At 53.9% G+C, this 18,972-nt stretch carries 21 protein-coding genes and 1 pseudogene; 11 read left to right on the top strand and 11 right to left on the bottom strand.

Features of this window, described 5'->3' with window-relative positions:
- Window positions 1-253: 253 nt before the first annotated feature.
- The 11 genes and pseudogenes from HME9302_RS10410 to HME9302_RS10370 all read right to left on the bottom strand — a co-directional run bounded on the left by HME9302_RS10410 (window position 254) and on the right by HME9302_RS10370 (window position 12,895).
- Window positions 254-916 carry a hypothetical protein gene (locus HME9302_RS10410; RefSeq protein ID WP_147270808.1) on the bottom strand — a complete coding sequence of 221 codons (663 nt, stop codon included), beginning with the start codon at window positions 914-916 and terminating at the stop codon, window positions 254-256.
- Window positions 917-1,316: 400 nt separating this feature from the next.
- Window positions 1,317-2,498, bottom strand: a complete 1,182-nt coding sequence (locus HME9302_RS10405) for a GIY-YIG nuclease family protein (RefSeq protein ID WP_115366956.1) — start codon at window positions 2,496-2,498, stop codon at window positions 1,317-1,319.
- Window positions 2,491-2,709, bottom strand: a complete 219-nt coding sequence (locus HME9302_RS13685; RefSeq protein ID WP_407641337.1) for a pseudomurein-binding repeat-containing protein — start codon at window positions 2,707-2,709, stop codon at window positions 2,491-2,493. The genes HME9302_RS10405 and HME9302_RS13685 overlap by 8 nt, the downstream gene beginning before the upstream one ends.
- A 1,269-nt stretch (window positions 2,710-3,978) precedes the next feature.
- Window positions 3,979-4,482, bottom strand: a pseudogene (locus HME9302_RS13680) (DEAD/DEAH box helicase); the annotation flags it as partial.
- 136 nt (window positions 4,483-4,618) lie between these two features.
- Complete coding sequence (locus tag HME9302_RS13155; RefSeq protein ID WP_147270807.1) at window positions 4,619-5,389, bottom strand: hypothetical protein; 771 nt, start codon at window positions 5,387-5,389, stop codon at window positions 4,619-4,621.
- Window positions 5,390-5,842: 453 nt separating this feature from the next.
- On the bottom strand, window positions 5,843-7,030 hold the full coding sequence (locus HME9302_RS10390; protein WP_115366953.1) for a hypothetical protein: 1,188 nt from the start codon (window positions 7,028-7,030) through the stop codon (window positions 5,843-5,845).
- Window positions 7,031-7,240: 210 nt separating this feature from the next.
- The gene (locus HME9302_RS10385) at window positions 7,241-8,734 is read right to left on the bottom strand and encodes an ATP-binding protein (protein WP_115366952.1); all 1,494 of its coding nucleotides are present in this window, start codon (window positions 8,732-8,734) and stop codon (window positions 7,241-7,243) included.
- A complete protein-coding gene (locus tag HME9302_RS10380) occupies window positions 8,731-9,159 on the bottom strand; it encodes a hypothetical protein (protein ID WP_115366951.1) in 429 nt (142 codons plus the stop codon). The genes HME9302_RS10385 and HME9302_RS10380 overlap by 4 nt, the downstream gene beginning before the upstream one ends.
- Window positions 9,160-9,367: 208 nt before the next feature.
- Window positions 9,368-9,694 carry a hypothetical protein gene (locus HME9302_RS13320; RefSeq protein ID WP_181815811.1) on the bottom strand — a complete coding sequence of 109 codons (327 nt, stop codon included), beginning with the start codon at window positions 9,692-9,694 and terminating at the stop codon, window positions 9,368-9,370.
- Window positions 9,616-10,101 carry an SHOCT domain-containing protein gene (locus HME9302_RS13675; protein ID WP_115366950.1) on the bottom strand — a complete coding sequence of 162 codons (486 nt, stop codon included), beginning with the start codon at window positions 10,099-10,101 and terminating at the stop codon, window positions 9,616-9,618. Before HME9302_RS13675 ends, HME9302_RS13320 begins: the two co-directional genes overlap by 79 nt.
- A 22-nt stretch (window positions 10,102-10,123) precedes the next feature.
- Entirely contained in the window at window positions 10,124-12,895 is a 2,772-nt protein-coding gene (locus HME9302_RS10370; RefSeq protein ID WP_115367678.1) for a class I SAM-dependent DNA methyltransferase, read from the bottom strand.
- 102 nt (window positions 12,896-12,997) lie between these two features.
- Here HME9302_RS10370 and HME9302_RS10365 point away from each other — a divergent pair, with 102 nt between their 5' ends.
- The 11 genes from HME9302_RS10365 (at window position 12,998) to HME9302_RS10325 (ending at window position 18,952) form a co-directional block, all read left to right on the top strand.
- On the top strand, window positions 12,998-13,969 hold the full coding sequence (locus HME9302_RS10365; RefSeq protein WP_115367677.1) for a hypothetical protein: 972 nt from the start codon (window positions 12,998-13,000) through the stop codon (window positions 13,967-13,969).
- Window positions 13,970-14,109: 140 nt separating this feature from the next.
- The gene (locus HME9302_RS10360) at window positions 14,110-14,652 is read left to right on the top strand and encodes a recombinase family protein (protein ID WP_115367676.1); all 543 of its coding nucleotides are present in this window, start codon (window positions 14,110-14,112) and stop codon (window positions 14,650-14,652) included.
- Window positions 14,653-14,672: 20 nt separating this feature from the next.
- Window positions 14,673-15,038 carry a cysteine peptidase family C39 domain-containing protein gene (locus tag HME9302_RS10355; RefSeq protein WP_115366949.1) on the top strand — a complete coding sequence of 122 codons (366 nt, stop codon included), beginning with the start codon at window positions 14,673-14,675 and terminating at the stop codon, window positions 15,036-15,038.
- Window positions 15,039-15,222: 184 nt separating this feature from the next.
- A complete protein-coding gene (locus HME9302_RS10350) occupies window positions 15,223-15,735 on the top strand; it encodes a DUF1643 domain-containing protein (RefSeq protein WP_115366948.1) in 513 nt (170 codons plus the stop codon).
- Window positions 15,736-15,772: 37 nt separating this feature from the next.
- Window positions 15,773-16,111, top strand: coding sequence for a hypothetical protein (locus HME9302_RS10345; protein ID WP_115366947.1), 339 nt, complete (start codon window positions 15,773-15,775; stop codon window positions 16,109-16,111).
- Window positions 16,112-16,223: 112 nt separating this feature from the next.
- Window positions 16,224-16,418: a hypothetical protein gene (locus tag HME9302_RS10340; protein ID WP_115366946.1), complete on the top strand. Its 195-nt coding sequence runs from the start codon at window positions 16,224-16,226 to the stop codon at window positions 16,416-16,418.
- Between the two features lie 85 nt (window positions 16,419-16,503).
- Window positions 16,504-16,776 (top strand): hypothetical protein, encoded by a 273-nt coding sequence (locus tag HME9302_RS10335; RefSeq protein ID WP_147270806.1) that lies wholly within the window; start codon window positions 16,504-16,506, stop codon window positions 16,774-16,776.
- Between the two features lie 465 nt (window positions 16,777-17,241).
- Window positions 17,242-17,466, top strand: coding sequence for an Arm DNA-binding domain-containing protein (locus tag HME9302_RS13315; RefSeq protein ID WP_181815747.1), 225 nt, complete (start codon window positions 17,242-17,244; stop codon window positions 17,464-17,466).
- Between the two features lie 140 nt (window positions 17,467-17,606).
- Window positions 17,607-17,822 (top strand): phage integrase central domain-containing protein, encoded by a 216-nt coding sequence (locus tag HME9302_RS13670; protein ID WP_407641324.1) that lies wholly within the window; start codon window positions 17,607-17,609, stop codon window positions 17,820-17,822.
- 186 nt (window positions 17,823-18,008) lie between these two features.
- A complete protein-coding gene (locus HME9302_RS13310) occupies window positions 18,009-18,236 on the top strand; it encodes a hypothetical protein (RefSeq protein ID WP_181815746.1) in 228 nt (75 codons plus the stop codon).
- Between the two features lie 239 nt (window positions 18,237-18,475).
- Complete coding sequence (locus tag HME9302_RS10325) at window positions 18,476-18,952, top strand: hypothetical protein (protein ID WP_147270804.1); 477 nt, start codon at window positions 18,476-18,478, stop codon at window positions 18,950-18,952.
- The last annotated feature ends 20 nt before the right edge of the window (window positions 18,953-18,972 follow it).

Here is an 18,972-nt window from a genome sequence, read left to right as displayed (position 1 = left end):
GCAGTAGTGTATGGGGAGTTTAGTTATTTCACCCCGAAAGAAACCGGCTGCTAAACGAGACACATCGCGCAAATGTGCCTGTTTGGGGTGCACACATACACCTCTTTGGAAGTTACGATTGCCTGTCGGCGCACATGTCGATTCCGTCTGCGGCGAAAGTTTAATGACACGGCACGGTGGATCGCTGCAGTGACGCGCGTAATCTGGTGGCCCGGGTGCTACCGCATGTTCCGATGTGGTTAGATCAGGCGAGCTATCGGTGTCGTTCGTAAGGTGTCTGGCAAAACCTTCGCACGGCATCCCACTGCGATGGGCGGCAGCGGACTGTTCTACATACGCCGTTGTGTTCAAAATACTCAAATACTCCATCTGCGAGTTTCCGCGTCACGGGCCTGTTCGATATGCCCACGATATCCCCAATGACCCACCTCCCATCTTCGCGCTCCAAATGGACCATCCCGACTGGATCATCAGGGCACATTACATAAAATGCGGAGCGGCCATCGAGAACGTCAAACATGTAGGAGGCGGAACAATTGCGCAACGCACGGGCGGCGGCACAGAGTTCCGCAACGGACGTAACCGCGACAATGGTGGTGTTTCCCGGCAGCGGATGATCTGTAAATTTTAGTCCAGACATCAAAGCCCTGAACGCTACTGAGAGTTTCTTCCTCGAGGTAATGTTCGAAATACGCGACAGAAGCTCCACCTGATCCAGACCTGCCATATTTAAAACTTTCAACGCTGCGAGAAGCTCTTCGATCTCAGCCTTGTCTTTGAACACCGACAGAAAACTGGGTTTCCGCAGTTCTGCCGGAGCAATTTGCCATCGCTCGAGAAAATCGAAATCAAAATTCCTTAGGTGCGAGAGCGCACGCCTTTCACCGGCAGACGCTTTGCGGAGGATCGCCGCCAACAGATGGTAAAATGCTTTCGGATGTGACTGCTTGGCAGACCGACCAAGAATGCCTCGGAGGCCCTTTGGCGCATGCCCAATGGCTTGACGTAGGATCTCGTCGTGAGTTCCGCGCCACAGCGTCTCAGCCGTCGCATCATTGATTACATCGACGCTTGTGTGCGCCAAATATACAGAGATAACTTGCTTTCGCTCGTGCGAGCTACGCAGAAAATGACCCGCAAGTCCCGGATGTCGTTCGTCGATTTCAGCAATCTGCTTGATTGCCCAATTTTTGTCTTCGCGTATTCCTTCCTCCTTTCAGTGATTTGACATCTAGCTATAGCATAGAATTTAATTGGCGAGACGGCGGTGCGCTAGCGATTTCGAGGTTCTCCCATCTCGAATTCCTCATCAGAAATCATTGAAGCACAATGCGGGCTTGACTAGGATCGTATCGGTAACTGGTAATAGAACCATCGCGTATGCGTTCGACAGCTTCGTCTATGGCGTTCAAAGGCACAAGAAACCATTCTCGTGGTTTGATAAGCGTCCCGAACCGATCAGAAATTTCCAGATCGAGCTGAGCCGCGCCAAATACGCGGTGGATCAGCTTCTCGAGCTTGGTCCGATTGATGTTGAATAGCTGATACTGGGCGACGATCTCGACATTCGCCATGAGGAAAGTTGGTTGAAGGTGCGCACCTGCAATCCGCTTCTCAACTTTCATATTGGTGACGCCTATTTTGTGCACCAATTCGCGATGCTCAGCGACAACCGGATGATCCGACTTGCTGCGCAGGACATAGATGATACCACTGGCCTCATCGCCCTCTTCGGCCTGACCAGAGAACAATGGGCCAGCCTCGGATTCAGTAATCCTTCGACCTGCGTCGTCCTTGTTCAACGCCCGCTGCAACGACCGCATGAGCATCGTGCTCTGGGTGGCATTGTCAAAGACTACTCGCAGACGGGCATCTGAGCGCCCCTGATCGTTGGTGAAAATCTCGTCCATTTCGGCGACGAACGCAGTTTGCCCGCCGACGATGAAGAACGCCCCCGGACGAATCTCGGCCTTAAGTTCGAACGGTCTGGTCTCCCGCGCGCCTGTCTCAAGCTCTTGTTGAACCTGCTCAAACAGCGGCTTGAATTTCGCGAAGTCCTCGCATTTCTCGCGGTTCGCGATTTCTTCGGCGGCACGGCGCTCGTCAGCGGTGGGCACATGTCGAAGCACCCGAATATCGTCCCCGCCTGCTGGTTGAATGCCAAGCTCAGCTAGCAAGGAATCATCGTCGATCTCGTCTGCTGCAACCGCGTCGTCACCTTGCGTCCCAGCGAGCAATCCATGCTTGTCCATGCCTGTTAGAAGGTCACGGCAGTCCTCAAGACTGTGCAGGCGATCAAGACGGACCGCATATAGGCGTTCGAAGATGTCGCGATCTTCGCCATGCTGCGGCGCGCGTCCATGCTCCTCATAGAACCGAACAATATCCTCGAACCCGGCAATGATCCTTTCTTCGCGCGGCGTATAGGTGCGCGCCTTCTGCTGCTCGACCTCAACCCCGAGTTCAGCGAGCAGCTCGTCGTCAGAAAGATCAGGCATTGGATGCCTGTGCACGGTAACGAGCAAAGGCTGCAACCCCTTCTGCCATCCGTTTTTCCCAAGCGTCTTGAGAGGTGATTTCGGGAAGGCGACCGCGCTCTTTCTTGAACCGCAATGCTCGCTCCGCGAGATCGCGCGCTTCCTCTGGTGAAATCTTGACCTTCTTGGCTGAAATCACTGACTGCACCTGCTTTAGAACTTTCTCGTCCATCGACTTGGCGAGCACTGAATAGGCAGCCTCGAATGGGTTGATGCTGTCGATGAGGTCGATGTCGAGATCGCGGACATCCATTGCGAACTTGCGCACCCCATCAATCAGAGCCGTGTTGACCTTCTCGTTGTCGCCAATGCCCGTATCGAGTCCGCTGGCGATTTCCTTCGCCTTTTGCGTGAGGTTCAGAGCCGCAATTGCGTGCTGACGCACTGACTCCTGATCCTCTTCATCCAACTCAGGGTATCGGTCGCGGACGATCTTACCCATCTTCAACTGGGTGATTTCTTGTGGGACGGTTTCCTCATTGAACATGCCCTGCTCGAGGTTGTTCTTATCCTGCACGAACTGCGTGATGACCTCATTGAGGTCTTCCTTACAGATGCGCTGGGCCTCGTCGCTCTTGGGCTCAACCAGTCCCTTGATCTCGAAGTGAAGCTGGCCCGTGGCCTCGCGCACACCGACATTCGTCTCGCCTTCCTTGTAGCCACCGGGACCGTAATCGAAATCTTCGATGGGGCCGGTATCCTTCGGAGTGAAAGTGAAGCGAGGCGCGAGAACCTGTTCCATCAGCAGGCTGGCTGCAATGGCTTTCAGCGTGTCGTTTATCGCGCCCACAACCGCTGCTTCTGAGGCATCGGGCTCAGCGATCAGGTTGGTGAAAGTGGCATTTTCCTTGCCGGGCGCGTCGCGGGTCGCGCGCCCGATAATCTGGATGATCTCGGTCAGGCTGGACCGATAGCCAACTGTCAGCGCGTGTTCGCACCAAATCCAGTCAAAGCCCTCCTTCGCCATACCCAGCGCGATGATTATGTCGACATGATCGCGGTCATTCTTGTGAGTAGGGTCTTTCAGGGCATTCAGCACTTTGCTGCGCTGTGATCCATCACTGTCATCAACAAGGTCGGCGATCTTGATCACGTGGCCATCGGGCAGCTTCACACGGTGGAATCCAGTCGTGGGGTCGGCACCCTGCCACTCCCCAAGGTAATCCATGATCTCGTTCACTTCCTTGATCTTGTCCTTCGTGCTTTCGCGCGAATTGACCGAAGGAATGTGGACGATGGTCTTCTTGGCCGGGTCGAGCACGGCCTCGATCGCGGTAAGGTAGCGACCAGTGTAGAAGAAATAGACGATGTTGAGCGCTTTGAGATGCTCGTAGCCGTTCAACTGCTCATAGTAGGTGTAGGTGACCATCTCGAACTTGGCCTCATCCTCAGGGATGAGGACCGGCAACGCATCGCCACGGAAGTAACTCCCCGTCATCGCCACGATATGAGCCTTATCGCGTCGGATGAAATCGGCCAGATGACTTCCGAGCCGGTTGTCCTCGCTCGCCGACACATGATGGAACTCGTCCACGGCGATCAGCCGATTGTCGAATGCCTCAACGCCAAGCTGCTCGACTGCGAAACGGAAAGTCGCGTGGGTGCAAACAAGAACTTTGTCGCCGCTGGCAAGAAACTGGCCGACCGCCTTTATCTTGGAAGGATCAACGCGCTCCTCATCTGGCCCGGGGGCATTGCATAAGTTCCACTGCGGCTTCACTTCCCAGTTCGACCAAAAACCGAACTTCCTGAGGGGCTCGTCCATAAACGAACCGCCGATGGATTTCTCAGGCACTACGATGATCGCCTGCTCAATGCCCTGATTATGCAGCTTGTCTAGCGCGATGAACATCAATGCTCGAGATTTGCCCGAGGCTGGCGGCGACTTGATCAGAAGGTATTGCTCGCCGCGCTTGGCGTATGCGCGCTCCTGCATCGGGCGCATGCCCATCTCGTTCGACTTCGTGGAAGCTCCGGTGCGGGCGGTCTGGAATGAGACGGCGGGGATGGGTTTAGATGTGGTCAATTAAGCGCTCCCCCGAACTTAGTCCCATGCAACATTCTAGTGGCCTCCGATGATCTTATTTTGGCATTTTATAGAATGGATTTTCTGCAGCTTCTTTGATTGCAAAACTCCGCTCTGAATGCCGATTAAACCGAGCCATAATTGGTTGAGTGTCCAAACTCAATTTGATTGGCGAGTATTCTTTCAGCCAAACTTTCAAGCGGTCGCGACGATCAGGCGACAGTTCCACAGCAAGCTTCGCCAATGCCGAGCAATCACCCGTTTTCATTAAGTGCTTGAGTATCCTTAACGCCGTGATTTGAGCTAACTCATCTTTCTTCGAGCCGCCCAATACACCAAGCAATTGGACGAATTCGCCTATACTCCATGAAGCCTGCAACCCCTCTCTCTCGTATCTTATCGCGAGTTTCCCTCTCGCAATTGCGATTCTTTGCGCTTCGGTTTGGACTGCCTTTTTGGCGCGGCGAAAGGATATCAGCTCGAGCATGGGTTCACCCGACGATTTCAATCCAATCGGTATAGTCGCAGCACCAACAATCGAAAGAAATATGCGTTTGTCACCTGCGCTGAATAGTCGCGATTGAGCGCCATCAATCCTGACGAATTTTTCCAGAAAGGAATCTGCTCCACCAGATACCAGAACAACAAGACTCTCTGGCTCGCCCGCTGCAATTGTCAGAAGAGTCCGGCGTCGATCTTCGCTAATTTCGGAGGCTATCACGACGCCAAATATATAGTCTCGATCTTTGCCATTGTCCGGTAAATCGGTCCGAAGGGAATTTGTTAAATTCGCTGCGGCTTTATACCCGATCTTCGCACGATCCATGCACTCATGCCGATCCCATGGTGGACCAAGTGGTGGGTCAATCCACACACTGCCCTTATTACGGCGGATGAAATACACTTCACCCCGACATTCGGGGCAGTTGGTCTTTCGGCATTCCCCCGTATAAGTTCTGCGAAGACTGTTAGTCGCATCGACAGAACCTTTGTCAGAGCAACCGCCTTTGAGGTGCAAGGGCTTCACAGTTCCATCGATGAACCGAAAGTGGATAATGTGTCCGCACTGATCGCAAATGTTCACCCCAATGCTTTTCAGGCAAGCTGCCAAAGGATCGTGATCATGCCACCTTCTTCCCGGTCATTTTGTTGTATAAGTCGATCAGTTTTTCAAGGAATTGGGCACTGACGGAAGCAGCGACCGATATAGACGCGCTCGAGCACTTCGCCCAGTTCACCATGCGCACGGTGGAAATCTCTGGGATGAGTTTGGACGTGATTATGACTTCCAGTTCTCAGCAGCTTTGATCGCTGCTTGCCAAGCACGCTTTATCGACTGTTGGTCAGCGAGAAAAAATTCACCACCGAGTGACTTTCCTTCATGATAGAGCAAGCCCTTCATCGCATTCTCCCCCGCTATGGCGTGGTTTGATGACGGGAATGGAGCACGCTTCTCGGCATAGGTTGAGTTCTCGATTTGCCATGCGAACGCGCAGGCAGGCAGTGTTTTGTTATGTGCGTCGCGTCGGGTCTGAGGGCTGACAGAAAAGCCAACCTTCACGATCGAGCGGCCCTGAGCCCCATAGCCTAGGAAGCTCTCCTCATCGCCATGCAGTCGAAGAATGTAGAGGTGTTTCGGCCCTTCGGCTTCACGGACCATATATCCCGATTGCGAAACCGGTCCCGGCCTGCTCGGCCTGAGCACCGTAGCTGCAGGCCCCGACAGTAGAGCTTCGACAGGTTCTCCGCCGTATATGTCGGTCTCAAATATCGGCAGTTTGAGGAAGCGTTGAGCTTCCTGAAAAGTGATCTGCATGCCGTATGCTCCGATCGCCGTTCCATTCTTCCCGCCGTTATGTGTTTCTGGAAAGGTGTCGCGAACGAACGGCCTTTCCTCCGCAGGAATTTTCCAAGCCCGGATCGCTTTGAGTCCGTGAATCCAACCATTCACACGATCGGGGTCGTTCCGCTCCTCGTCGTGGCGGTGAGGTGCCAGATAGTCCCACTTAGTGCCGTGGATATGAGTTTGCTGCTGCATTCCGAGCACTCGCAATCGTTCGCTTGCATCGGGCGCTTTGGATGTGCCTGCGACAATTAACAAAGCACCCGGCTTGCTTTCGCGAACAAATTTATCGCGCGCAAATGCTTCGGTGAAGCCAAGGAAGCCCCAATTTTCTGGCGTGAACCCGTGGAAACTTTTGAGAAAGATCTGTGGCGGATCGGTTCTGAAAGCTGTTTCAACATTCAGCATGGGGTTGAGCGCTCGGCCATCTGCGTGTGCCTTCACGAATGAATCGACGCTCCCATAGGTCTCCACAACCTTCGTCGGTGCGATCTGGCCGAAAGTGCGTTCTCCCTTTTCCCACCCATGCGCTTCGAACATCGCATCAAGGCCGCCATATTCATCGCGCGCGATTTGATTGATCGCTTGCTTATCCCATCCCGGATGGCGGCTTTCTTGCATCATTTAGTTCAATCTCTCATCACTCTTTGCTGAAAGGCATTCTAGCCCCTTTTTGAAGCCTTCATCCGTTCAATCCATCTTTCCAATCAAAACACGATCAAAACCAAATTTGCGTTCTTTCCCAAGGGAATTCCCTCTTTTTCCTGTTTATTCCCATTTCCAAAGCTGGCTTTCGAAGCCCAAAATCAAAACACGATCAAAACTTTCCACAGGCTAAGCCCAATGCGGAACATAGCCAGCACGCGGGTGCTCTGGGTCAGCTGGACGAATTTGCCCTTCATCTTGAGCCATACGGATAACCCCAGAAGCTTGCGAAGCATTGTGCTCTGCGATCCCAAAGCGTTCACGCAAACTAGAATTCGTCATCCGCTCACCACTAACATATTTCAGCGCCGCATGCTGATAACATGCACGCACACGCTCTTCCTGTGTCATGTCCGCAAAGCGGCGCGGGGCGAACAGTGTCGCGCGCACGGCAGTATCGACATTCTGAAAATCTGGCGGCGGAAGTTGATGCAGCTCTGCCGAAGCCAGAACCTTGTCGATCCCGGTTCCCTGCTCTTCACAAAGCCGCATCCGACGCATCAACGATGCAAGCGCCTCATTCCGCGAGCGTGGCGGTGAATCGAGAAAGCGATCTGGGCTGACCAAAGGCTCGCCCGGATTGGTAATCTCAAGGCGATCTTTGAACAATTCGATCAGCGGCCCTGCGCCCGTGATCGTCATGTCTTGGTGAATGAGCGCGTTGGCAATCAATTCGCGAATGGCGATTGATGGATAGAGAGACTCCTCCTCTCTAAACGCCTTGCCGATATGCTCATTGCTGGGCAGCAGAGCGTCGATGTAATCGGCGAGGCCAGAAAAACCGCAGGCATAGCCCTTCTGCCCGTCACGACGATGCGTCACCTTGGTTGCGCGATTGTTGCCTTCATATGCAACAAACCGAACGGCCTTTCGTGCGATCGAAGGTGAAAACTCCGACAATTGCTTTGCAAACAAGATCGCCCCGAGATTGGTGATGTTCCACTTACCACCAACATCGACCTCAATCAGCCGATCAGCCTGCAAGCGATCAAATATCCCGTCGCGATTATCAGGAAGGGGTTGCTCAGTAAGCTCGAAATAGCTGGTGTGATCCAACTTCGCCAACACCTCATCGCCGCTAAGGAACTGAGCGCCTACGCCAGTTTCCCAAGCATAAGGCTGTAGCTTTGACCACAGGAGCTTCTGCCGCTCAGGGTGATCGGAAAGACGCGGTGTGGCGCTGCCAACACGAATGTAGGCCGTTCGGTCAAACTCGACCGGGCTCGTAGCCGCTGCCGGGATTTCCAGCATAACAAGCTGATTGCCGTGGTAGTCGAGACTTTTGAAGCTGAAGGCGATCGCTGGCTGCAGGTGCTGGCTGAGCCAGAATTCCAGCGGCTGATCCTTATGCTTGGCCGATGACGGCTCGAAGCTTGTGCCGACAGGCGCATGGTCGCCATCCCGAATGCCCCATACGACATAGGCGAAATGCTGGTCGGCGAGCCGTGCGGAATTCGACAATGCCGAGATCAGCTTGCCGATCATCTCGGCACTATCATTGTTCTCCTTGAACTCGACCCATGACGTTTCGGCGGGCAGCGCACGCAGATCGCCGATCAGAGCGAGCTGTCGTGTTTCCTCGGTGGGAGTTGCGGTCGGCGGTGGCGGGGTAGCGTTGCTCATGACACCGCCTTCTTATCGATTATCTTGTATTCGGAAAGAAACTTGAAACCCCAAGCCGGTGGCTGAGGCCAATGGCGCTGCCCGTGATCCCGCCAGCGCTCACTCTCCTCGTTCAGAGCCCCGCTGGCTATGACGGTCGCCAGTAATTCATCGTGCGGGTAGAGGAAGCAATCATCGCCATGAAGGAAGGCGATATGGATGTCCTTGCCGATGTATTTCTTGTCGAGACAAAGCCGCCCCTTCAACTGCACCTTAAGGAAGGTCTGCCCATCGATATGACAAGCGATGAAGTCTGCACCCTGCCAGTCGTCTGTGAGCCGCAGACAGTGAAAGCCGTAATCAGCCAGACGCGCAGCGACCTTGTGGAAGTTGTAGTTCTCTTTCTGTCGCGAGTTGAGCTGAGTGTAGGGGACTGGCTCGAACATCAGAAACGGCTCTTCCAGAAGCAATCTCTAAGCTCGGTCCTTGATACGAGCCAAGTCACGGGCATCGTCCCGCCTGATCGCGACTTACCGAGATACTCCTCACCATGATGTTCGGCATGAGTCGACGCACATTTGCAGGCGAATTGCTCACGCAATTGAAGGGCTCGAAGTCTGGCGGAGACTCATATTCGCTCAACCCCAATTCTCTTCACACTTCCCGCTCCCACAGTTCGATTGCCTCATCAGATTGATCTGCGGATGTCGAATATTGAACGGAAATAAAGCCGGTTGCATGGCTGGCACGGTAGGTCAAACCAACGACTGGATCGGCGGCATTACCACAACTGTATATGCAATCGGCGGTGAACTGGCCCAAATTGTCCCGGTTGAGAATTTTGCCGAATGTGGTGCGGGGGCCGATGCGGGTGCCGCGAATGGTGGGTGAACAAGACGGGCCTACATCAACGGTGAAACCGGTGATGCGGCTTCCCGCAGACCAATAATACACGGTGCAACTGCCGAGTTCGAATGCCAAATGACCAGCGCTTTTTTCCCTCGGCACACCAAGTCGCTCTTCGAGATAGGCGGGTTTGACCCGATCACCTCGTCGGAGGTCGCAAAGCTCAAGCGGTCATGCGCAGAAATCGCTGGGGCTGCCTCGGGACTTGCAGAGGCGATCGGAACAGGCGGTTCTGATTGTGAAATGATCGAAGATTCAACGGGTGGCAGGGCAGAGGCAGATGCATCGACCGGATCGCCATTTGGGTTCAAGAAGAACGCGAGAATGGCTACGCCAATAACGGCTACAATCGCCGCACCGCCCAACAGGGCTTGTCGCGGAACGCGCGACGCTGTTTGCCCTGTAAGGATCGATTGCTTTTGTTGTTCGAACTCACTGTCAGACAAGACACCAGCTTCACGCAGACGGTTGAGGCGCTCCAACTCTGGTCTAGGTTATCGCTGCTCATGCCGCTGCCTTCTTGCCGGTCATCTTGGTGTAGAGTTCGAACAGTTTTTCGAGGCGTTCTGTGTCGTTGCGGAAGCGGCGACCGATGTAGATGCGTTCGAGCACCTCGTCGTTTTCCTCATGCGCGCGGCGGAGGTCTTCGGGCATGGCCTCGGGATCGTAGAGGTCTGCAATGGTCGCCGGGAAATGCGCCTCGCGTGCGAGTAGGATGTTCTCGGCGCAGCGGGTTAGGTCGGTCTTGTTCTGCTCGGTTAGCTTGGGGAGCGGGAAAGTGTTCCAGCCAAGGGTATTTGAATAGCGATAATCCATTCTCATTCGAGAGCAAACCGTCGCCACCCATTGTTGATGCATCCTACTTGCTAAGATCGAAAAAAGAGGCACTTCTGCTTCGTAGATCACCGCCGCACCATCAGAGACTATTGTCGAATCGTCCACAAACCCCACCGGAAGATAGGGTCTTCGTTCCGATGACACTCTCGGAATGATGATTGCAATCCCTGACCTATGAGGAGCAAAAACAAAGCGATGAGGTGTCGATGCATTTGCGTTCGCTTGAGAACCAACGCTGGCAGATCGCAATTTACGGACTGCATTGAAGCGACGATGAAGTTCGGGAATGTGGTCTGCTTCTTCTAGACAGTCGTCCTCCACCCATATGCAATATCGGGCAGTCGATCGGATAAATTCTTGCGATCCCATGTAACCACGGACGAACTTTGCGGCATCTGGGCACTCGGCGATCAACCTATCCTTTTCGTCTTTTCGGAGGATCAGATTTCCGCCGTCTGTTGGCTTGTTACCATAGTCCATCTTCGAAAGTGAATGGATCGCCTGTGACGACTTCCTGACAATCACATTGCTCATGGGGATAAGATATGGGCCGATATTACGGCATTCCAACAAAGCACCTTCGTCATACAGAAGAGCGGTTTCGGGCCCATCATTAGATATTCCGACGATCACGCAAGTAACCCCGGCCTTATTAGATGCCAAATTAGCCCAGTGGAATGGCCGATGAGCAAATTTTATACTGAACCCCATTTTAAATAATGGCCCCCAAAGCATCTCAACCTGCTCGCCCTGACAAATTGACTTCGTTGCAACGAAAGCCGCATCTGCTTTGGTGGCTAGCCCAAACTGAGCGGCCTTGAGAAACCATGCAGCGACATAATCCAAATCTTTGTAATTTTTGGAAATTGATCCGAATACTCGATCCATATCCTCCTGTTGCTCGGTGTTTCTGTTCAGGCTACCGAGATATGGTGGGTTGCCGCAAAGGTAGGTCTCGCCACCGGCATTCTCGAAATCGATCTCAGACTGGTCGAGCGGGGTCTCGAACAGATCATCCCCGCGCACCTTTACACCCGTCCCAGTCGGTGGGCAGATGCTCAACCAGTCGAGCCGAAGAGCATTACCCGAAGTTATCCAGTTTTCTGAATCGAGCGGTAGAAATTCGGCTAATGCTTCCTTCTGCCCACGATAGAGAACATCGCACTGATACTCGGCGATGATGAGCGCGAGCCGAGCGACTTCTGCTGGAAAGCTCCGGTATTCGATGCCGCGAAAATTCGTCAGCGGCATTTCGGTTTTGCGGTCAGGCTCACCGCGCCGTTGATTGATCTCGGCCTCAATCTCCCGCATCTCCTTGTAAGCGATGACGAGGAAGTTGCCGCTGCCGCAGGCCGGATCGAACACCCTGATCTTGGCCATGCGATTGCGCAGGTTGAGCAGCTTGCGCGCATTGTCCCCCGCCTCTTCCAGATGGCTGCGCAGATCATCAAGGAGCAGCGGATTGAGCACTTTCAGGATGTTCGGCACGCTGGTGTAGTGCATGCCGAGCGCGCCGCGCTCCTCATCGTCGGCTACAGCCTGAATCATGCTGCCGAAGATGTCCGGGTTGATCTTCGTCCAGTCGAGATTGCCGATGTGGATGAGATAGGACCGGGCTATTTTGCTGAAACGCGGAACCTCCATTTCTGCGCTACCGCTTCGCTTCTTGAGCGCGTGGTCGCCGCCGAACAGATTGCCGTTTACATAGGGGAAGCCGCCTGCCCAAGTCTTGATGCCCTGTGCCGTCCGATCCGCATGCTTGGTATTCATGGCACGGAAGAGTTCGCCGATCACCTCATGCGTGATCTCATGCGCACCCGAACTCATACGCTCAACAGTTTCGGTGAACTGGTATCCAGCGTGAAAGATGTCCGTATCCTCGGCGAAGAAGCAGAAGATCAGCCGCGCCATAAAGTGGTTCATGTCAGTGCGGCGTTCCGGGCTTGCCCATTCGGGATTGTCTTGCAGCAACGTGACATAGAGCCGGTTGAGCCGACTGGTCGCGCGGATGTCGAACGAGCTTTCGCGGATCTGCTGAACCGTAGTGATGCCCGCCAGCGGCAGGAAGAAGCCAAAGTGGTTCGGGAAATCGGCAAAGTCGCAGGCGACAGTTTCACCGCTGATCAAGTCTTCGGCCTGAAACTCCTCCCCATCGGTGGCGAGGATGAACTTCGCTTTGTTGGTGCCGGTCTTCGGACTGTCGCGTAGAGCGGTGAGCGTCTGGCCGACCGTGCCGGAATCGCAGGTGGCAATGTGGATGTTGCTGCGTTGGAGCACACCGCCCGCAATGTCGGACTGGTTGGTGTTGCCCTTCCGCAGCCTGCTGATTGTCGTCTTCTTGTTCCCGAAAGCGGCGAGGAACTGGAAAGGGAACTCGGCTCGATCAAACGGCTCTTCGGCAAGCCCAGTGACGGCTTCTTCGATCTCAACGGGGTTCATGCTTGACCGATAGGACGCATTGCGTTGTTCCGCCACAGGGTTCTTATTGTAGGGACCAAGGCACATTAAATGCCTATTGTGCGGTAAATTTAGGAGAAAATGATGCCATCGCTATTCGACAACGCGGTCGCGTCTATCCGCATGGGTGTAGAGGACTTTCGCCAGCAAGACCCTGACCGAGATATATCTGCCGTTCGCAATTTTTACGCAGGTGTTCTGCTTCTTGCGAAAGAGGCCCTTATTCGCGCGGCACCAAGGGCTGATCCAGAGCTTGTCATAGGTGCGAGGCTGAAACCTGTCCCGAATGGCTCAGGGGGCATTGAGATGGAGCGAGTCGGGCACACTACCGTAGACTTCCAACAGATTGGTAATCGCGCCAAGGATTTCGGCGTCAACATCGATCACAGAGCGCTCAAGGCCCTCAACAGAATTCGCAACGATATGGAGCACCACTACACAGACGAATCTGCAACTGCGATCAGGGCAGCGATCAGTAAGGGCTTCCCTGTGGCTGCATCCCTCTTCCGGCAGATGGACGAAAACCCAACAGACCTTCTCGGTGACGCATGGACTACCATGCTAGATACCAAGGACCTTTATGATCAGGAATTACGGGAGGCACGGGCTACACTCGAGAATGTGGCGTGGCATTCCCCCAGCCTGGCGGATGCTTCGATTCAATGTGTTGCATGTAAGTCTGAACTGGTCGAGCAAACCGATCCCGATAATGAGGCTCAAGACTGTGTTGAACTGCGATGCCGCATCTGCGGGGATCTTCCCGATTTAGCCGATGTAATTGAGCTGGTAATCGAAGACCTCTACGGAGCCGAAGCCTACATTCGCCACAAAGACGCGGGCGAGGATGGTCCGGTATACGCCTGCCCAGCGTGTGGACGGGACGCCTTAGTCGAAGGTGAAGACGTCTGCGCGAACTGCAATGAACCGTTGGATTACAGTTCCGAATGCAGCCGGTGTGGAAACGAAATAACCGTGCAGGATTTTTTGGACGGGCTAGATGGAGGGCTTTGTTCCTACTGCAATTGGCAAATGGAGAAGGTCATGAATGAGGATTAGGTTTCCATACCTCTCTCTCATTTATTTAAGCCCAGGCGGGACGTTTCAGACCGCGGCTGATTCCGTCTCCATAGGGTAGGGAATGTTTTTCTGAGACAGTTGGATGAGCGTCCTTAGACCCTAATGAGACGGAGATGCGGATGGTGGTGGGATACGGAAGGGTAAGTTCAGCAGGACAATCGCTGGAGATCCAGCATGAGGCACTGGCCCAAATCGGGTGCGAGAAGATCTTCAGCGAGAAAATGAGCGGACGGTCAGCCAGTAATCGGATCGAACTGACGAATGCCATCGACTTCGTCCGTGATGGCGACACGTTGATAGTAACACGGTTAGATCGATTGGCACGCAGTGTCGCCGATCTTCACCAGGTCATCGAGAAGCTATCGGCCAAAGGGGTTGGCTTTCGATGTTTGAACCAATCTGGCGTCGATACCGATACCAGCACGGGCAAGTTGATGTTGGCGGTGCTTGGTGCTGTTGCCCAGTTTGAAAACGACATCCGCCGCGAACGTCAAATGGAAGGGATCGCGAAGGCGAAGGCAGAGGGACGCTACAAAGGTCGGCCAGCCACTATCGATCCCGAAGAGATCAAAGCCATGCGTGAAAGGGGTCTGGGAGCCAGTCAGATTGCCCGTGAGATGAACATTGGTCGTGCCAGCGTGTATCGAGCATTGGCTGCGTAACAAGACTGAGAGAAGATGCCATGAAGACGATAAAACAGAAAGAAGAGAATGACTGCGGAGTAGCGTGTGTAGCTATGCTGGCGAATGCATCTTATGATGAAGCTCGCCATGCAGTCTATAAAATGGGGCGGTCAAAACTGACAAAAACCAAAGACCTTCACGAAGCCTTGATCAAGCTCGGACGCAAACCCTTGAGCGCGCGCCGCAAGCCCTTCGGGAAGAAGGCTTTGAGTGATCTCGATACTGATGCCTTGGTCTTCGCCGAATTAAAGGATGGCGATAACTCAAAACACTGGATGGTATGGGATACGAAGGCGAAGACGTTACGCGATCCCTACCATACGAAATATGAGCATCGCCTGAGAGGCTATGTGTCAGTCGAATAATGGTGGTCGTCGCAATCTACTGACACACGGGCGCACCCCAAAAGTTTGACCGTCAACCTTCCTACCATCGATCGAAACTAGCGCCCGATCGATCATGTGGAATTATCTTGGATGCTAAGTGAGGGTTACCTCAATCGGAATCGTTCTGTCGGCTCCCAACCAACGAACCCAAGGAACGATACAAATGATTACCAAAGCCGATGCCATTTTAAGCGACTGCGAAAACTACCGCTTCTTCCTTGAGCGCTCATGGGACGACGACCTGCCCAAGCTACCCGCCTGCATGCTTAATCCAAGCACTGGCGATGCTGATGAAGATGATCCAACCATCCGCCGCCTGACTCACTTCGCGAAACGATGGGGCTATGGCGGACTTGCTATCGTTAATCTTTATCCTCTTCGTGCGTCGGAGCCGAGTGTGATGTGGGCGAGCGACAAACGGTCGCATGACGACAATGACCAATGGCTTGATGCCATTATCGTCGTTGCCAAGAACAGTGGCAACAAGCTGCTCATCGCTTGGGGCAACGATGGTGCGTGGGAAGGCGAAGCCGACCAGTTCATCCAGAGGGTGAAAAAGTGTTCGAAAACAGTCGAACTGGTGACGCTTGGTAAAACGGGACACAGTAATCCTCGCCATCCGATGGCACGCGGTCGGGGTCGAGTTGCTGACGATCAAAATATGGAAGCGTGGTAAAAAACGCATAATATGCGATTTTTAGAGAGGAACGAGTATGACGACCAAGGCTATCCCTGATGATGCGATCATCGCTGATGTGCTGCCAACGCTGAATGATCGTGAAGAGTATGTGCGAGTTGTTCTGGGCAATCTCCACGAATGCCAAAAAGAACACGATACCTGTTCGGTTCGGATCGGCATTACGGGCGAAGGCAAAGCGCCATATTACCGCATCGATTACACCGACACGGATGGCAGCATGGGACTCTACGACAGCTATGCTGGCAAGATCGCGGGCAAAGGCATGGACACGCATGAAGATACTTGGAGCAGCCGCTCGATGAGCAAAGACGAGGTAGCCGAACTTCTTGGTCAGATCAGAAAGCGGAAGTAGGCAGACCCTCAAGGTTGACGGTCAACCTTCTGATCACCGCTACATCCAGCATGCGATCGAGAACCTGCAGATGAATAATGCAATCCGATCGGCCTCTACGGTATGCTGGTGCATGACTTACAAAAACCTCACCAGCGACAAGCTGGCACAACACCGCACGACCAAAGAACTTGCTGCGGACGGAACCTGGCCCGACTGGCCCCATCCCACAACGCCCACGAAGAAAAAACGGCGCAACCATCAATCACGAACTGCGCGTGGCAAGATAGCCAAGGCGTTCAAACCTGGCTTTGGCCGCTACTCGTAACGAGCGATCAGCATAATCTTCGTTGGTGATGTCGCCGTATCCCAGCAAACAGGAGGCTGAAATAGAAACCAAAAACGATCGACCATTGGACAAAACAGTCGCCGCCATCCTCGCCCAACCTGACAGCACTGGCACGATTACCGTCCGACGATGCGCCGACGATGGTCAGACGATTACCCATAAAGCGACATGGGGAACGGGCCTTGCGCGCCAGGCTCTGCGCAAGCGATATGCTCAGACCTTCGGCCAGCAATCGCCACAATGGCTCGATCTGTTGCACCCCGCCAAAGAGGCGCGCATCCTTCGAGCAGCAATCAACAACGAAACACCAGCGCCCAACCATCCACCGAACTCTTGACCTTCCGCCGATGAACTGGCCGACCATCGAGCGATGATGAAGAAGACCGTATCGCCGCCAATCGTGGAAGCAGCGTCAGATAGATCGCTGGAGCCCCGCTGTGGCCCCATCGTTGAAACAGGCATGGAAGAGCCGTCACAGGCAGTAACGAGTGTTTTGGCGGGCGATGACCAGCAGTGGATCAATACCGTCCTGACCAGCCTTGAAACACGCTCGCGGGGCGTGAAGGAAGCGTTGGGGCAGGCTCTGAGGAACGGTGCGAGAGATGCAGGTCCTCTTCTGGCACTATTTATCTGTTTCTGAACACATGTAAAAATATCGACAAAGCGGCGTAAGTCTGCCATTCAGTGCGCCTTCATGTCGCTCAATGTCGGTTGGCACTCTTGCGAAATCCGCAACTTTGGGGGCATGATTAGGGGCATATCGCGGGATTGTCGGCAAAGTACCGAAAGGCCATGCCCCTAAATGCCGCTCAACGACGCTGAAATTCTTGGATCTAAGCCGAAGGCCAAGCCGTTTAGATGGGCCGATGCCAAAGGACTTTTTGTCGAAATCCTTCCCAGCGGCTCCAAACTATGGCGATTTAAGTATCGCTTCACAGCTAAGGAAAAGACATTGGCGCTGGGGGCGTATCCCGAAAATTGGCAGATGCGCGCAAACGATAGCTTTGTGTGGATTGCAGAAGAATAGATTGCAAAAATGGCCAAAGAGGGTCGGGCGAACAGCACGCTGCGAAAGGCGCAGTGGTTCCTTTCGTTACTCCTTCCAGCGATAGGCAAAATGCCGATTACTGAGGCTGATCCTCAGCTATTGTTAGCGACACTGAAAAATTGGAAGCCCAGGGGAATTACGAAACCGCCAAAAAGACCCGAAGCTTCGCGAGCCGTGTGTTTCGGTTTGCGGTGGCGACGGGCCGCGCCAAGTCTGACCCGGCAACCCTACTCAAAAGGGGCGCTAATTACTCCCAACGCAAAACACTATGCTGCTATCCTGGAGCCTGCGAAACTAGCCGAGCTGCTCCGGGCCATCGATGCTTACACTGGTAGCCCAATTAACAAGCTTGCTTTGCAGATCGCTCCGCACGTTTTTGTTAGGCCAGGAATGCTCCGTCATGCTGATTGGAGCGAGATTGATCTAAGAGAAAAGATATGGCGCATTCCAGCCGGAAAAATGAAAGCACGAAAGCCACATTCGGTTCCGCTTTCTAGCCAAGTAGTGGCGTCGTTTTTGAGTTGCGCAAGCTGACCGGCCCGAAGGGCTTTGCTTTCCCTGCCCTGCATACGTCGCTGCGCCCGATGAGTAAAAACACCTTAAATGCAGCGTTCCGTCGCATGGGTTTTTCAAAAGATGAGATTACCGCTCATGGCTTACGCTTTACCGCGTCGACGTTGTTGAATGAAATTGGCCTTTGGAACCCAGATGCAATCGAAGGGGATATAGCCCAAGAAATCAGCGGCTAATGACAATCGATGTGGTGCGGCTATTATAGGACGGTTCTTCGGAACATTCGAGCAAGCCGATGCTGCTTAAGCGGGGCGGTGCGCGCGGCAGCCGCAATCGTGAGAGTTGGTAGCTTAGCGAGCATGACTGCTACGAACTGATAGGGGCAAGCGACGCTCCTTTTGCGGTTGGACTGCCATTTAATCGGTTTGCGACGATTGCATGGGGCAAAGGCGGTATCGACGCAAAGGGCAGTGTCGTGGCCACAGGTAATTTTGTGAAGCTAGCGCGTGACTTGTCAACGGCGCGCGATCAATTAATGCCTGGGGCTTGGGTGCAGGAATGCGGAAAGCGTTTTGGCCAGTATTGCCACCTGTTGCTGCACGTTCCGCCCGAGCTTGATCAACTGTTCCGGCCAATGCCCCTGCGCTGGGTGAAAGGAATTTTGCCGGGACGCTATTGGGCTGATACGTTGCAAAGCCAGAAGCTGGGAGCGGCACGTTCCGTACAGGACAATCCAGCCGCGTATGAAGTTGAGTTAAAGGGCAAGCTGCACTACATGCTTAAACGCGCCCCGGAGCGGCTAGGAAGTCCGCTAGGCTTAGGCGGATGGTGGGGGGCAGTCATGCCGCGTATGAGGCAAGGGTGCTGGCGTGTGGCAGGGGCGGCGGCGGGTGCCTTGCTGTTTAACATCGCAAAACTGTATGGCGGTCCCAATCCTCTGCGTAACAGTTAACACCGTTTTCTGCCCGCGTG

It is taken from the genome of Alteripontixanthobacter maritimus, from assembly GCF_003340475.1.
GTDB classification, from domain to species: domain Bacteria; phylum Pseudomonadota; class Alphaproteobacteria; order Sphingomonadales; family Sphingomonadaceae; genus Alteripontixanthobacter; species Alteripontixanthobacter maritimus.
Note: the sequence above shows the minus strand (reverse complement) of the source record. Positions and strands in the feature narration are given on the sequence as shown.

Bases quoted from the DNA above. Each gene is read 5' to 3' on its own strand.
- HME9302_RS10365 (WP_115367677.1), top strand. From the start codon at position 12,998: ATGCCATCGCTATTCGACAACGCGGTCGCGTCTATCCGCATGGGTGTA.
- HME9302_RS10355 (WP_115366949.1), top strand. From the start codon at position 14,673: ATGAAGACGATAAAACAGAAAGAAGAGAATGACTGCGGAGTAGCGTGT.
- HME9302_RS13155 (WP_147270807.1), bottom strand. From the start codon at position 5,389: ATGGATCGTGCGAAGATCGGGTATAAAGCCGCAGCGAATTTAACAAAT.
- HME9302_RS13315 (WP_181815747.1), top strand. From the start codon at position 17,242: ATGCCGCTCAACGACGCTGAAATTCTTGGATCTAAGCCGAAGGCCAAG.
- HME9302_RS10405 (WP_115366956.1), bottom strand. From the start codon at position 2,498: ATGCCTGATCTTTCTGACGACGAGCTGCTCGCTGAACTCGGGGTTGAG.
- HME9302_RS10345 (WP_115366947.1), top strand. From the start codon at position 15,773: ATGACGACCAAGGCTATCCCTGATGATGCGATCATCGCTGATGTGCTG.
- HME9302_RS13685 (WP_407641337.1), bottom strand. From the start codon at position 2,709: ATGGACGAGAAAGTTCTAAAGCAGGTGCAGTCAGTGATTTCAGCCAAG.
- HME9302_RS10390 (WP_115366953.1), bottom strand. From the start codon at position 7,030: ATGATGCAAGAAAGCCGCCATCCGGGATGGGATAAGCAAGCGATCAAT.
- HME9302_RS10380 (WP_115366951.1), bottom strand. From the start codon at position 9,159: ATGTTCGAGCCAGTCCCCTACACTCAGCTCAACTCGCGACAGAAAGAG.
- HME9302_RS10370 (WP_115367678.1), bottom strand. From the start codon at position 12,895: ATGAACCCCGTTGAGATCGAAGAAGCCGTCACTGGGCTTGCCGAAGAG.
- HME9302_RS10360 (WP_115367676.1), top strand. From the start codon at position 14,110: ATGGTGGTGGGATACGGAAGGGTAAGTTCAGCAGGACAATCGCTGGAG.
- HME9302_RS10385 (WP_115366952.1), bottom strand. From the start codon at position 8,734: ATGAGCAACGCTACCCCGCCACCGCCGACCGCAACTCCCACCGAGGAA.
- HME9302_RS10350 (WP_115366948.1), top strand. From the start codon at position 15,223: ATGATTACCAAAGCCGATGCCATTTTAAGCGACTGCGAAAACTACCGC.
- HME9302_RS10340 (WP_115366946.1), top strand. From the start codon at position 16,224: ATGACTTACAAAAACCTCACCAGCGACAAGCTGGCACAACACCGCACG.